General features: G+C 62.9%; 10 protein-coding genes. 7 read left to right on the top strand and 3 right to left on the bottom strand.

Features of this window, described 5'->3' with window-relative positions; translation table 11 throughout:
• Nucleotides 1-4 precede the first annotated feature (4 nt).
• From G471_RS0114275 to G471_RS0114265, 3 genes are read right to left on the bottom strand one after another with little or no spacing between them, the layout of a single operon-like run.
• A complete protein-coding gene (locus G471_RS0114275; RefSeq protein ID WP_028995930.1) occupies nt 5-1,426 on the bottom strand; it encodes an efflux transporter outer membrane subunit in 1,422 nt (473 codons plus the stop codon).
• Nucleotides 1,423-4,542, bottom strand: a complete 3,120-nt coding sequence (locus G471_RS0114270; protein WP_028995929.1) for an efflux RND transporter permease subunit — start codon at nt 4,540-4,542, stop codon at nt 1,423-1,425. Before G471_RS0114270 ends, G471_RS0114275 begins: the two co-directional genes overlap by 4 nt.
• A 9-nt stretch (nt 4,543-4,551) precedes the next feature.
• Nucleotides 4,552-5,673: an efflux RND transporter periplasmic adaptor subunit gene (locus tag G471_RS0114265; protein ID WP_028995928.1), complete on the bottom strand. Its 1,122-nt coding sequence runs from the start codon at nt 5,671-5,673 to the stop codon at nt 4,552-4,554.
• 131 nt (nt 5,674-5,804) lie between these two features.
• Here G471_RS0114265 and G471_RS0114260 point away from each other — a divergent pair, with 131 nt between their 5' ends.
• The 7 genes from G471_RS0114260 to G471_RS0114230 all read left to right on the top strand — a co-directional run bounded on the left by G471_RS0114260 (nt 5,805) and on the right by G471_RS0114230 (nt 14,184).
• Nucleotides 5,805-6,428: a TetR family transcriptional regulator gene (locus G471_RS0114260; RefSeq protein ID WP_028995927.1), complete on the top strand. Its 624-nt coding sequence runs from the start codon at nt 5,805-5,807 to the stop codon at nt 6,426-6,428.
• A gap of 86 nt (nt 6,429-6,514) precedes the next feature.
• Entirely contained in the window at nt 6,515-7,354 is an 840-nt protein-coding gene (locus G471_RS0114255) for an HDOD domain-containing protein (protein ID WP_028995926.1), read from the top strand.
• Between the two features lie 154 nt (nt 7,355-7,508).
• Nucleotides 7,509-7,874 (top strand): response regulator, encoded by a 366-nt coding sequence (locus G471_RS0114250; protein WP_028995925.1) that lies wholly within the window; start codon nt 7,509-7,511, stop codon nt 7,872-7,874.
• Nucleotides 7,875-7,884: 10 nt separating this feature from the next.
• Nucleotides 7,885-9,165: a methyl-accepting chemotaxis protein gene (locus G471_RS0114245; protein ID WP_028995924.1), complete on the top strand. Its 1,281-nt coding sequence runs from the start codon at nt 7,885-7,887 to the stop codon at nt 9,163-9,165.
• A 10-nt stretch (nt 9,166-9,175) separates the two neighbouring features.
• Nucleotides 9,176-9,481, top strand: coding sequence for an STAS domain-containing protein (locus tag G471_RS0114240; protein WP_028995923.1), 306 nt, complete (start codon nt 9,176-9,178; stop codon nt 9,479-9,481).
• Between the two features lie 11 nt (nt 9,482-9,492).
• A complete protein-coding gene (locus tag G471_RS0114235) occupies nt 9,493-11,697 on the top strand; it encodes a chemotaxis protein CheA (protein ID WP_028995922.1) in 2,205 nt (734 codons plus the stop codon).
• A gap of 39 nt (nt 11,698-11,736) precedes the next feature.
• Complete coding sequence (locus tag G471_RS0114230; protein ID WP_081700285.1) at nt 11,737-14,184, top strand: methyl-accepting chemotaxis protein; 2,448 nt, start codon at nt 11,737-11,739, stop codon at nt 14,182-14,184.
• Nucleotides 14,185-14,189: the final 5 nt, after the last annotated feature.

Below are 14,189 nucleotides of genomic sequence, written 5' to 3'. Positions count from 1 at the left end.
GACTTCAGGATGCTGCGCGCCAGCCGCCGCCCAGTGCCTTGAACAGATCGACGGCCGCATTCAGGCGGGCCTGACGCGTGGCGATGGCGGCCAGTTGCGCCTCGTTGGCACTGCGCTGGGCGTCGAGCACTTCCAGGTAGCCGGAATAGCCGGCGTCGTAACGCAGGCGGGCCAGGTCGAGGGCTTTGCGGGCGTTGTCGGCGCGATTCTCCTGCGCGCTTTCGGCGGTGCCCAGTTCGTTCAGGCTGGCCAGGGCGTCGCGGACTTCCTTGTACGCCGTCTCCAGTGTCTTCTGCCAGGCGATCAGCGACTGCTGGTTGAGCGCCTTGGCCTGGTCGACGCGGGCGCCGGTCTTGCCGAAATCGAAGATCGGCATCAGTAGCGACAGCCCGGCAGACCAGGTGCCGGCGCCGCTGGAGAACAGATCGGACAGTGTCTTGCTCTCGCTGCCGAGCACGCCGGTCAGCGAGAACTTCGGGTAGTAGGCGGCCTTGGCGACACCGATGTTGGCGTTGGCGGCGATCAGTTGCTGTTCGGCCTGGCGGACATCGGGGCGGGCCTCGATCAGATCGGCCGGCAGACCAGCCGGCGGTTGCGGCGGCAGCGGGATGGCCGACAAGGGGCCAGCAGCGACTTCCAGGTCGGGCTTGCCGGTCAGTAGCGCCAGCTGGTGAGCGAGCAATGCCCGGCTGCGCCGCAGTTCGGCCTGCTGGGCCTGCAGTGCGGCCAGGGCGCCGTCGGCCTGGTACTGGTCGAGCGGCGACACCAGGCCGGCATCGACCCGGGTCTTCACCAGTTTCGCGCTTTCCTCGCGGCTGCTCAGCGATTCGGCGGTGATCGCCAGCTGGGCATCGAGGGCGCGCAGGTTGAGATAGTTGGCGGCGACCAGACCGGCCACCGACAGGCGGATGCTGTCGCGACCGTACTGGCTGGCGAGCAGGCTGGCGCGGGCGGCCTCGTTGCTGCGGCGGACGCGGCCCCAGACATCGAGTTCGTAGGACAGGCTGAGCCCGGCGCTGCGCGCGCGCAGGACTTCCGGCGAATTGACCGACCAGGTGGCGGTCTTCTCGCTCAGGTGCGTATTGCTGCCGGCGGCCTGGGCGTCGACGTTGGGGAACAGGCTGGCGCCGGCCTCGCGGGCAGCGGCGTCGGCCTGCTCGACGCGGGCGACGGCGCTGCGCAGGTCGGCGTTCTGGCGTAGTGCCAGGTCAACCAGTTCGTTCAGCGTCGTATCGTTGAACAGCGTCCACCACTGCTGGACGATGGCCGGGTTGTCGGTTTTCGTCTCGGCGACGGCGGTCGGCGCTTCCTTGAAGGCTGCCGGCAGCCAGTTGGCAGGGCGCAGGTAGTCCGGGCCGACGGCACAGCCGGAGAGCAGCACGGCCAGGGCCAGCGGGGTCAGGCGAAACAGGGGGCGGCGCATCATGCTTGCTCCTCTTCGACGTCGAGATGCGTCGGGTCGATCTGCTTGCCGCGCTCCAGCCAGAGGAAGAACAGCGGCACGAAAATGGTGGCAATGAAGGTGGCGGCAATCATCCCGCCGAAGACGCCGGTACCCATCGACTGGCGGGCGGCAGCGCCAGCGCCGGTGGCCTTGACCAGCGGCACCACGCCGAGCACGAAGGCCAGCGAGGTCATGATGATCGGCCGCAGGCGCAGGCGGGCGGCAGCCAGGGCGGCATCCTTGACGCTCAGGCCTTCGGCGTATTTCTGGGCGGCGAACTCGACGATCAGGATGGCGTTCTTCGAGGCCAGGCCGATCAGCACGACCATGCCGATCTGGAAGTAGATGTCGTTGGGCATGCCGCGCAACCAGATCGCCGTCAGTGCGCCCATCAGCGCGAACGGGACGGCCATGACCACGGCCAGCGGCAGCGACCACTTCTCGTACTGGGCGGCGAGGATCAGGAAGACCATGATGATGGCGAAGGCGAAAGCCTGGATCGACGAACCGGAGGTCTGCTTTTCCTGGTAGGCCTGGCCGGTCCAGGCGATGCCGTAGCCGTCGGGCAGGGTCGCTGCGGCGACTTCCTCGACGATGCGGATGGCGTCGCCCGAGCTGATGCCGGGTTTCGAATCGCCCATCACCTTGGCGGCGACGAAGCCGTTGAAGCGCTCGACCTGTTCCGGGCCGACGACGTTCTTCACGGTGCTGATCGCCGACAGCGGAATCATCTTGCCGCTGGCTGTGCTCTTCACGTAGACCTTGCCGATGTCGTCCGGCTTCATCCGGTAATTGGCTTCGGCCTGCAACTGCACGCGATAGACGCGGCCGGCCTTGTTGAAGTCATTGACGTAGAGCGCACCCATGGTGCTCTGTAGTGTCGAGTACACATCGGCCAGCGGAATGCCCAGCGCCAGCGCCTTGGGTTCGTCGACCTCGATGAATAGTTGCGGCACGGTCGGGCGGAAGAAGGTCGAGATACGGGTGAATTCCGGGTGTTTCTGCAGGTCGGCCATGAAGTTCTGGACGACTTCGTTGAGTTTCATGGCGTCGCCGTCGACGCGGTTCTGCACATAGACCTCGAAACCACCGGCAGTACCCAGCCCCATGATCGGCGGCGGGTTGAACACCAGGCCCATGCCGTCGGCCTGCATCATGCCGATGCCCATGAACTTGCCGGCCAGGTCCTGTGCCTTGCCTTCCCGCTCTGACCAGTCCTTGAGCGGAATGAACATGGTGCCGGCGTTGGGCTTGTTGCCGCCGCCGATCAGGTCGAAGCCGGAGACGACAAAGGTGTGCTTGACCGCCTCGTCGTGGGAGATCATCTCACGCATGTTCTCGCCGGTCGCCTGGGTGCGCTTGAGCGTCGCGCCGTCGGGCAGGATCAGCGCCGAGATCAGGTAGCCCTGATCTTCCGAGGGCACGAAACTGCCGGGAATGACGCGGAAGAACAGGGTGCTGATGCCGATCACGGCGACGAAGATGAGGGCGCCGACGATGCCGTGCTTCAGGGTGAAGCCGACGGTGCGCACATAGTTGTCGGTGAGCCGGTCGAACATGCGATTGAAGCCGGCGAAGAAGCGGTTCGGGCTGTGCTGGGCCTTGAGCAGCAGGGCGCACAGGGCCGGCGTCAGGGTCAGTGCGACGACGCCGGAAAGGAAGACGGCGACCGCCACGGTGACGGCGAACTGCTTGTAGAGCTGGCCGGCGATGCCGCCGAGGAAGGCGACCGGCACGAACACCGCACACAGTACCAGGACGATGGCCACCAGCGCGCCCTGCACCTGGTGCATGGCCTTGATCGCCGCCTGTTTGGGCGGCAGTTTCTCCTCGCTCATCAGGCGCTCGACGTTCTCCAGCACGACGATCGCGTCATCGACGACGATACCGATGGCGAGCACCATGGCGAACAGCGTCAGGGTGTTGATCGAGAAACCGAACAGCCACAGCCCGGCGAAAGTGCCGATCAGCGAGATCGGCACCGCCACCATCGGGATCAAGGTCGCACGCCAGCTCTGCAGGAAGAGATAGACGACGGCGATGACCAGCAGTGCTGCTTCGATCAGCGTCCAGACGACTTCGTTGATCGATGCCGAGACGAAGCGCGTGGTGTCGAACGGGATGATGTAACCCATGCCTTCGGGGAACTTGGTCTTCAGTTCCTCCATCTTGACCCGGACGCGCTTGGCAACGTCCAGCGCGTTGGCGCCGGTCTGCAGGAAGACGCCCATGGCGATGGTCGGCTGGCCGTCGAGGGTGACCTGCTGGTCGTAGCTGTAGGCGCCGAGCTCGATGCGGGCGACGTCCTTGAGGCGCAGCAGGCCGCCGGGGCCGCTGGCGCGGATGACGATGTTGCCGAATTCCTCTTCGCTGAGCAGGCGGCCCTTGGCGGTCACCGTGTACACCAGCATCTGGTCGTCCGGCGCCGGTTCCTGGCCGATCTTGCCGGCGGCGTTCTGGGCGTTCTGGGCGCGGATGGCGCTGGCGATTTCCGCCGTCGTCACGCCGAGCTGGGCCATGCGGTCGGGCTTGAGCCAGACGCGCATCGAGTAGTCCTGGGCGCCGAAGATGGTCACGTCGCCGACGCCGGGAACCCGCTTGAGTTCGTCGACGATGTTCAGGCTGGCGTAGTTCGACAGGAACAGGGTGTTGTACTTGCCGGCTTCGGAGTCGAGCGCGATCACCTTGAGGATGTCGTTCGAGCGCTTCTGCACGATCACGCCGTTGCGCCGGACTTCCTCGGGCAGGCGGGCTTCGGCGGCCTTGACCCGGTTGTTGACGTTGACCGCCGCGGTATCGACGTCGGTGCCGACGTCGAAGGTGGCGGTGATGGCGACGCTGCCGTTGGCCGACGCCGAGGAAGTGAAGTAGGCGAGGTTCTCGACCCCGTTCAACTGTTCCTCGATCGGTGCGGCGACGGTGCGGGCCAGGGTTTCGGCCGAGGCGCCGGGATAGGTGGCGGTGATCATCACTGTCGGCGGGGCGATCTGCGGGTACTGGGCAATCGGCAGTACCTGCGCGGCGACCAGGCCGGCAATGACGATGATGATCGAGATGACCGACGCGAAGATCGGTCGGTTGATGAAGAATTTAGACATGTTTGCCCCTTACTCGGCCTTGGCCGTTGCGGCAGGTGCGGCGCCGGCCGGCTTGCCCGGGGCGGCCGGCGGATGCGGCGCGACCGGGGCGCCGGGGCGCAGTTTCATGAGGTTGTCGACGATGACCTTGTCGCCCGGCTGCAGTCCGCCGAGCACCACCCAGTCCTTGCCGTACCATTCACCGGTCTTGATCGGGCGCGGGGCGACCTTGTTCTCGGCGTCGGCGGTCATCACCAGGTTACCCTGTTCGCTCTGGATCACCGCCGTCTGCGGGACCAGGAAAACGCCGTCGCGTTCGCCGGTGAGCAGGCGTACACGGACGAACTGGCCGGGCAGCAGTTGCTGTTCCGGGTTGGCAAATTCGGCGCGCAACGCCTGGGTGCCGAGGGTCGTGTCGAGATTGGCGGCAACGAAGTTGAGTTTGCCCGGCTGACCATAAACCTGACCGTTGGCCAGGATCAGCTCGACGCCGCGCACGTCTTCGTCGCGGACCCGGCCGGCCGGCAGTTTGGCCAGATCGCTCTCGCCCAGCGAGAAGCTGACCCACATCGGGTTGGTCTGGTAGATCGAGGTCAGCAGGCTGTCGCTGCCGGTATTCACCAGATTGCCCTCGGAACGCACGGCGCGCCCGCTGGTGCCGGCGACCGGCGCGGTCACGGTGGTCCACGACAGGTTGAGTTCGGCCTGGCGCAGCGCGGCCTGGGCCATCGCATCGGCCGAGACGGCGTCGTCGTAATCCTTCTGGCTGATTGCCCGGGCTTCGGCCAGGCCTTTCAGGCGTTGTTTCTCGCGCGCCGTCTGGTCGGCGCGGGCGCGGGCTTCGGCCAGGGCGATCTCGAACGGTGCCCGGTCAATCTGGAACAGCGGCTGGCCGGCCTTGACCACCTCGCCTTCTTGATAAAGGCGGCGGATCAGGATGCCGCCGACGCGGGCGCGGACTTCGGTCTCGCGCGCGCCTTCGGTCTGTGCCATGACCTCGATCGAGGTCGGTACGGTACGCGGCTGCATTTCCAGGACGGTGACCGGCATCGGCCCCATCTGCGGGCCGGCAGCCCCTTGTTGATCGGAACAGGCGGCGAGGCCGAGGGTACAGATGGCCAAGGCAAGCAAGGTGGGCTTCAGCGTTTTCATGAGTTGGGGCTCCGGGAAATTTTTGCGTTATTATATACAGACACGAATGTATGTAAAACATTTCGTTTTATCGGGTAGGCGATTTACCATGGCGTCCGCCCGGGGAAAGCAGCAGGCAACAGGAGAAGGAAATGGTCAGGAAAACCAAGGAAGAAGCCGAGCGGACGCGTCAGGAGATCATCGATGCTGCCCGACGCGTATTTCACGCGTGTGGCGTCAGTCGTTCCTCGCTTGACCGCATCGCCCGTGAGGCCGGTGTCACCCGCGGTGCGGTTTACTGGCACTTCAAGGACAAGGCCGAGCTGTTTTTTGCAATGCGCGACGCCATGTTCGCGCCGATGATCGGCAGTACCGATGCCATCCTTTACGATCCTGCGCTACACAATCCGCTGGATGCCATCGAGGGTTCGATCCGCCAGTTTTTCCGGGTGCTGGTGGAGAATGCCGAGTTTCGCGAGGTTTTCGAGATCATGATCTCGCGCTGTGAATATGTCGATGAATTCGCCAGCATCGAACAGGAAGTCGGTCGGCCGGCGCAGGAATTCCTCGACAAGATCCTGCGCATGTACCGGCTGGCGGCCGAGAAGGGTTATCTTCGGGCCGGACTTGATCCGGATGTGGTTGCCCGCGATACCTGGGCCTTCACCAGCGGCCTGCTCCACCTGTTGCTCGGCTGCCGCCGGGGAAGTGGCATGGAATTCGAGATTGCCGGCATGGTCGCCGCACACATGGCCCTGCGTCGCAATCCGGGCTAAGCCGTTGGTGGGGTCCCTTCCGGGTTTTTGCTGGTGGCAGTTGTCTTGGTGATCTGATACCTTAGCTCCACAGCGGAGGGGTATCTTTGGACAAGGCACAGGTTTTCTCGGCAATAGCTGCGCAGATCAGCGAGCACGGTGTGGTCTTCCCGACCAGCGTCCGGCTGGCGTTGCGCATCCGCGACATGCTGGCCGATCCCGATTGTCACATCGACGCCGTCGCCAAACTGGTGCAGGCCGAGCCGGTGTTGTCGGCGCGCATCGTCGCACTGGCCAATTCGGTGGCCTACAACCCCTATGGGCGGGAAATCGACGATCTGCGCTCGGCCATTGCCAGGATCGGGCTGGCCACGGTGCGCACCCTGGCAATGGCAGTCGTCGCGCGGCAGATGGCCGGGAACTCGATACCTGCGGACGCCAGCGCACTGGCGGAGAAACTGTGGGCGCACAGTGCCCATGTGGCGGCGCTGGCGCGGGTGCTGGCCCGCCGGGTTACCCGGCTCGATCCGGAGGCGGCGATGTTCGCCGGTATCGTCCATGAAGTCGCGGGGTTTTACCTGCTTTCGCGCAGCCAGGATTACCCCGGTGTCCTCGGCGACGATTTTGCCGAATGGATCGAAAGCGGCGAGCGCACGATCGGCGAGCCGCTGCTGCGGGTGCTGAATGTTCCGGAGAACATCAGGGCGGCGGTCGACACCTATTGGGAGGGTTATCTGGGGATGCCGCCGGCGACCCTTGGCGACACGCTGCTGCTGGCCGAGGAATTGTGTCCGGTCCCGTCGCCGCTGCATGTCCGGGTCGATGGTGGTTCACCATCCCGCGGGAGTGCCGAAATCGAGTTGCTGATCGGCGAGGAATTGCTCACCGAAATTCTCGAAGAGTCCCGGCGGGAGGTTGATTCACTCTCCGATGCCTTGCGTTTTTGAGAGCTTTCCGGCAAAGCTGAAATTGTTATGAATAACCTGCTGGATATTGCGGTTTTTGTGGTTTGTAATAATTAATTTTGCTTGTACTATAAGTTCGTCGTTCTCCGGGCGGCATCAAGAACAGCCCAGCAACCCCAATAAGAGTCTGCACGCAATGAAAACAATATTCCTAGTCGATGATTCAGCCACCATCCTGCTCAGCATTTCGAACATTCTCGGCAAGGCGGGTTACGCCACCGAGAAGGCCGGAAGCGGTGAAGAGGCGTTGAAGAAATTCCAGGCCGGCGTCAAGGTCGACCTGCTGATCACCGATCTGAACATGCCCGGCATCAACGGGATCGAGTTGATCAAGGAAGTGCGCAAGCTGCCGGCTTACAAGTTCATTCCCATCCTGTTCCTGACCACCGAGTCGCAACAGTCGCGCAAGCTGGAGGCCAAGGCGGCCGGTGCGTCGGGCTGGATCGTCAAGCCCGCGACCGCGGACGAACTGCTGAATACCATCAAGCTGGTCCTGCGCTGAGGTCATTGACATGCCGATCGATAACCTGAAACGTCGGGGCTTGATCGTTGCGCTCCTGGTGGCGGCAGTTGCCTTCGTCGTGGTCTACCTGCTCAACGAATGGTTTCACGAGATCTTGCTGCCCGGCCTGGGATTCAGCAATCCGCTGGGCGATGCCGTTGGTTCTGTCTTCCTGGTGCTGGCGGCTTACCTGGCGCAACGCCTGGTCTCCCTGGCGGTGTACCGCGATGCGATGCTGGGGATGACGACGCAGCAGGAGGAAATCGTCGGCAAGATCAGCAATGTCGAGACGGTCAGCGAGGAGGTCGCCCGGGAGTTGGCCGGCGTGCGCAATTTCAACGAAGTGTTGCGCAGGCAGCTGGACGGGATTGTTGCCGCCACCGAAAAAGCCGCTTACGACATTACGGAACGCCTGCAGGCCATCGATTCGGTAGTGACCACCCTGGATAATTTTGTCGCGGAAACGGCCAGGACATCGAGCGAACTGGCGAACAGCTCGGAGGAGGATATCCAGGGCAATCGTGCGCTGATCGAAAAAATGGATTCCTACATCCGCAAGCGGATCGAGGAAGCGCAACTCGATCAGCAGCGCATCGAGCAGATCGTGCACGAGGCCCAAGGCCTGGGTACGCTGGTCCGGCTGGTCAAGGATATTTCCAGCCAGACCAATCTGCTGGCGCTCAACGCGGCCATCGAAGCCGCTCGGGCCGGCGAAGCCGGGCGGGGTTTTGCCGTGGTTGCCGACGAGGTACGCAAGCTGTCGACCGAGACCGATGTCGCGGTCAACAAGATCAACGAGGGGATCAACGGGGTTGCCAGCTCGATCCGCACCCAGTTCCAGGACAAGCTTGCGCATTCCAGCGTGGAAGGCGAGCGTGCGGCTTTGACCGAGTTTGCCGCCCAGCTCGGCAGTCTGGGCGAGGGTTACCAGACCCTGCTCGATCATGACCTCAACGTGTTGCGTACGGTCCGCGAAGCCAGCGGCGAACTGGCCCGGATGTTCATGGATGTGCTGGCCTGCGTCCAGTTCCAGGACATCACCCGCCAGCAGATCGAAATCGTCTCCAATGCCTTGCGCAAGCTCGACGAGCATGCCGACACCCTGGCCCGGCGCATTCGCGACGCCGAAGGCGAAACCTTCGAATATGTGCCGCTGGCCGAGCACCTCGACGACTTGTACGGCAAGTACGTCATGGATGCACAGCGGATCAGTCATCAGGAAGCCTTGCACCAGTCACCCAGCGTGAATGCCAAGGCATCCGGCGGGTCGGCAAAGATCGAACTGTTCTGACGGAGGTTGTATGGGGAGCAATAACCGCCTGGTCATTGTCGAGGACATGACCATCTACAACGCGCTCGACCAGAAGAACCAGCTGGTGGCTGCCTTGGATGCCGCCGACGGCCTGGAGCTGGATCTTTCCCAGGTTGCCGAAATCGATTCGGCCGGATTGCAGTTGCTGATCCTGGCCAAGCGCGAAGCGGCGCGACTGGACAAGCAGATGTCCATCGTCGCGCACAGCCCGGTGGTGCGCCAGACACTCGATTTCTGCAATCTCGCCGCTTTTTTCGGTGATCCGGTCGTCATTACCGCACATGAGCAGCATTAAGGAGCAGATTCGTGGATGAACTGACCAGCGTATTCATTCAGGAAGGTCGGGAGCAGTTGCAGGCCATGGAAAGCGGGCTGCTTGAACTGGAACAGCAACCCGACAACCAGGACAACATCAACGGCATCTTCCGGGCCGCGCATACCGTCAAGGGCGCTTCGGGGGTCATCGAGTGCCACTTCATCGAAGGCTTCATGCACAAGGTGGAGAACGTGCTCGACCGCCTGCGTAACAGCGATATCCAGGTTTCCAGCGACCTGACCGGTTTGCTGCTGCGCTGTTGCGACCATCTCGGGCGCCTGATGGATGTGCTTGAGTCAGGGGCGGCGGAACCCGAGGCCGAGATCAAGGCTGCCGGCGACGCCCTGCTCGAGGAACTGGTTGCCTACACGACACCGGCTGCACCGGTTTCCGGCGGCAGCGTGGTCGAGGCGCAGGCCGATGTCGAGGCTTCCGGCGGCGGCGTGGTCAATACCGACAGCTGGCACATTTCCGTACGCTTTGGCCCGCACATGATGCGTGGCGGTATGGACCCCCTGTCCTTCATCCGCTTCCTGGCTTCGCTGGGCGAGATCATCGCGCTCGAAACCATTCCCGATGCCATGCCCGAAGCTGCCGAGATGGACCCGGAGTCGTGCTACCTGGGCTTCGAGATCCGCTTGCAGACCCGCGCTTCCAAGGCCGAGATCGAGCAGGTCTTCGATTTCTGCCGCGATGACTGCGAATTGCGCATCCTGCCGCCGAACAGCAAGTTGTCCGAGTACCTGAAGCTGATCAAGGAACTGCCCGAAGACGACATGCGTCTGGGCGAGATGCTGCTGCGTTGCGGCGCCTTGACCCAGGCCGAACTCGATGAGGCGCTCAGTTCCCAGCAGCGCGGCCGCCTGCCCGATCCGGCGGGGGACAGCGAGGCCGAGGCACTGCCGATCGGCGAAATCCTGGTGGACCAGAAAGTGGTGCAGAAGGAAGTGGTCGAGGCGGCGGTCAGCAAGCAGACCCAGGTTTCCGAGAAAAAGGCGGTCGAAGCCCGCCTGATCCGGGTGCAGGCGGACAAGCTCGATCAGTTGATCGATCTGGTCGGCGAACTGGTGATTGCCGGTGCGTCGGCCAATTTGCTGGCGCAGCGCAGCGGCCAGAGCGAGCTGGTCGAATCGACATCGATCCTGTCGCGCCTGGTCGAGAACATTCGCGATTCGGCGCTGCAGTTGCGCATGGTCCAGATCGGCGAGACCTTCAACCGCTTCAACCGCGTCGTCCGCGACGCCTCGCGCGAACTGGGCAAGGAAATCGATCTGGTCATCACCGGCGCCGAAACCGAGCTCGACAAGTCGGTCGTCGAGAAGATCGGCGATCCGTTGATGCACCTGGTGCGCAATTCCATGGACCATGGGATCGAGAAACCGGATGTGCGCGAGGCCCGGGGCAAATCGCGCCACGGTCGTCTTGAACTCAACGCCTATCACGATTCGGGCAGCATCGTGATCGAGGTGGTCGACGACGGCGGTGGCCTGCCACGCGAAAAAATCCTGCAGAAAGCCATCGACAAGGGCCTGGTCCAACCAACCCAGCAACTGAGCGATCAGGAAATCATCAACCTGATCTGGGAGCCGGGATTCTCGACCGCCGAGCAGGTGACCAACATTTCCGGCCGCGGTGTCGGCATGGATGTGGTGCGCCGCAATATCCAGAGCCTGCGCGGCAGTTGCGAAGTGAGTTCGACCGAAGGCGTCGGGACGACCTTCACCATCCGCCTGCCGCTGACGCTGGCAATCATCGACGGCTTCCTGGTCGGCGTCGGCAAGTCCGCCTACGTCATTCCGCTGGACATGGTCATCGAGTGTATCGAACTCACGGACATGTCGGCGGATCGCGATTTCCTCAACCTGCGCGGCGAGGTTCTGCCCTTCGTCCGTCTGCGCGACATGTTCGAGATCGGCGGCGACCGGCCGGCGCGCGAGAACATCGTTGTCGTCCAGTTTGCCGGCCAGAAGGCGGGGATCGTCGTCGATCAGTTGATGGGCGAATTCCAGACCGTGATCAAGCCCTTGTCCACCATCTTCCGCCATCTGCGCGGTATTGGTGGATCCACTATCCTGGGAACTGGGGAAGTTGCCCTGATCCTCGATGTCCAGGCGCTGGTCCAGCGCAACGTGCGTCAGGAAGAGCGTGACATGAATGCCAATAATGCCTTGCCCCGCTCGACAGCGGCCAATTAACCCCTTCAGTTTTCGTCAGGTTCGATTCAGGAGTTCTTCATGTTGAACAATCTTAAAATCGGTGTCCGGCTCGGGATCGGCTTCACGGTCACCCTGGTCTTGTTGATTGCCATTGCGGTGATTGGCTACAGCCGTCTCGTTGCGCTCGAGATGCAGGTCCAGGATCTGGTTCAGGATAAATATCCGAAAACGGTTCAGGCCAACGACGTCATTGATGCTCTCAACGTGGTGGCACGGGTGGTCCGCAATGCTGCGCTGGCCGCTTCCAAGGAGGAGGCCGCCCGTGAGCTAGACCGGATTCCCGAGCAAAGCAGGATCATCACGGAGCGACTCGAACAACTGAACAAGACGGCAACCAGCGAGACGGATCGGGAAATCCTGAAGACCGTCGCTACGGTTCGTGCCGCCTATGTGGGTGAATTACAGAAACTCTCGGGCTTCCTGCGTGCAGGGCAGCGTGACGAAGGTGTCGCGGTCCTGACCAGCACCATGCGCAAGGCGCAGGCGGACTACATCGGCGCCCTGCAGGAGCTGATCAAATACCAGTCGAACATGGTCGAACAGACTGGTCGCGAGGCAACCGCACTGGCACAGAGTGGCGAAAACCTGATGCTGACGCTGGCGGTCATCGCCGCCTTGCTGACCGCGATCTTCGGTTTCGTCATCACGCGCAGCATCACCCGTCCGGTCGGCGAAGCGGTGGTGATCGCCGACAAGATCGCCGCCGGCGACCTGTCGATGAAGATCGATGCCAGCGCCAAGGATGAGGTCGGCCAGGTACTGCGTTCGCTGGACAAGGCGGTGACCGCCGTGCGCAACATGAGCGCTGAAGCCGGCCGTCTGGCCCAGGCGGCTGTCGATGGCAAGCTGGCAACGCGCGCCGACGCCAGCCAGTACCAGGGCGAGTACCAGCGAATCGTGGTCGGGGTGAACAACACGCTCGATGCGGTGATCGGCCCGCTCAACGTGGCGGCCAAGTATGTCGACGATATTTCCCGCGGTGCGATTCCGGCCAAGATCACCGACAGCTACAACGGTGACTTCAATGTCATCAAGAACAACCTGAATACCTGTATCGACGCCATCAATGCCCTGGTGGCCGATGCGGCGATGCTGTCGCAGGCCGCTGTTGAAGGCAAGCTGTCGACGCGTGCCGATGCCAGCCGGCATCAAGGTGATTTCCAGCGCGTGGTCAAGGGCGTGAACGACACCCTGGATTCGGTCATCGGGCCGCTCAACGTCGCGGCGCATTATGTGGACCGTATCTCCAAGGGCGACATCCCGGATTGCATCACCGATTCGTACAACGGTGATTTCAATACCATCAAGAACAACCTGAATACCTGTATCGAGGCGGTCAACAAGCTGGTCGCCGACGCCAACATGCTGTCGGCGGCAGCCGTCGCCGGCAAGCTGGAAACACGTGCCGACGCCAGCCAGCACGAGGGCGATTTCCGAAAGATCGTTCAGGGCGTCAACGACACGCTGGACGCCGTGGTTTCGCCGATCCAGGATGTGCAGCGCGTGATGGCAGCGATGGAGCAGGGTGACATGACGCAGACGATCACCAAGCCTTATCAGGGTGACTTCGCCACGCTGAAGGACGCGCTCAATAACACCATTGCCCGTCTGTCCGAAACCATCGGCCAGATCATCACCGCGGCCGATGCCTTGTCCAACGCCTCGGGTCAGGTCTCGGCCACCGCCCAGTCCTTGTCCCAGTCGTCGTCGGAGCAGGCTGCGTCGGTCGAGGAAACGACGGCCAGCCTGGAACAGATGACGGCTTCGGTGTCCCAGAATACCGAAAACGCCAAGGTCACCGACAACATGGCGACCAAGTCGGCCAAGGAAGCGGTCGAGGGCGGCGACGCGGTTGGCAAGACGGTCGATGCGATGAAGTCGATTGCCGACAAGATCGGCATCATCGACGACATCGCCTACCAGACCAACCTGCTGGCGCTGAACGCAGCGATCGAGGCGGCGCGTGCCGGCGAGCACGGCAAGGGCTTTGCCGTGGTGGCGGCGGAAGTGCGCAAGCTGGCCGAGCGTTCACAGGTTGCGGCACAGGAAATCGGCGAACTGGCCGGTTCCAGCGTCAAGATGGCCGAGCGGGCGGGCAGCCTGTTGCAGGAAATGGTGCCGAGCATCCAGAAGACGTCGGATCTGGTCCAGGAAATTGCCTCGGCCTCGCAGGAGCAGTCCAGCGGTGTCGCCCAGATCAACAACGCCATGGGACAACTGAACAAGGCGACCCAGCAGAATGCTTCGGCGTCTGAGGAACTGGCGGCAACCGCTGAGGAACTGGGCGGTCAGGCCGGCCAGTTGCAGCAGTTGATGGGCTTCTTTACCGTCGAACAGGGCACGGTCGGTTTCTCCCGCAAATCCGCTTACAGCGCACCGGTTGCTCGCAGCGTCAGCGCCCCGCGCAGTGCGCCGACGCGCACGGTGACGGCGGTTCTGGACGAGTCCGATTTCGAGAAATTTTGATTTAG

Source organism: Azonexus hydrophilus DSM 23864 (assembly GCF_000429605.1).
Classification (GTDB): domain Bacteria; phylum Pseudomonadota; class Gammaproteobacteria; order Burkholderiales; family Rhodocyclaceae; genus Azonexus; species Azonexus hydrophilus.
The sequence above is the reverse complement of the archived record's forward strand: the minus strand, read 5'-3'. Positions and strand labels throughout refer to the sequence as shown.

Excerpts from the sequence above, each read along its gene's own strand:
- G471_RS0114275 (WP_028995930.1), bottom strand. The coding sequence starts at position 1,426 with ATGATGCGCCGCCCCCTGTTTCGCCTGACCCCGCTGGCCCTGGCCGTG.
- G471_RS0114270 (WP_028995929.1), bottom strand. The coding sequence starts at position 4,542 with ATGTCTAAATTCTTCATCAACCGACCGATCTTCGCGTCGGTCATCTCG.
- G471_RS0114265 (WP_028995928.1), bottom strand. The coding sequence starts at position 5,673 with ATGAAAACGCTGAAGCCCACCTTGCTTGCCTTGGCCATCTGTACCCTC.
- G471_RS0114260 (WP_028995927.1), top strand. The coding sequence starts at position 5,805 with ATGGTCAGGAAAACCAAGGAAGAAGCCGAGCGGACGCGTCAGGAGATC.
- G471_RS0114250 (WP_028995925.1), top strand. The coding sequence starts at position 7,509 with ATGAAAACAATATTCCTAGTCGATGATTCAGCCACCATCCTGCTCAGC.
- G471_RS0114245 (WP_028995924.1), top strand. The coding sequence starts at position 7,885 with ATGCCGATCGATAACCTGAAACGTCGGGGCTTGATCGTTGCGCTCCTG.
- G471_RS0114240 (WP_028995923.1), top strand. The coding sequence starts at position 9,176 with ATGGGGAGCAATAACCGCCTGGTCATTGTCGAGGACATGACCATCTAC.
- G471_RS0114230 (WP_081700285.1), top strand. The coding sequence starts at position 11,737 with ATGTTGAACAATCTTAAAATCGGTGTCCGGCTCGGGATCGGCTTCACG.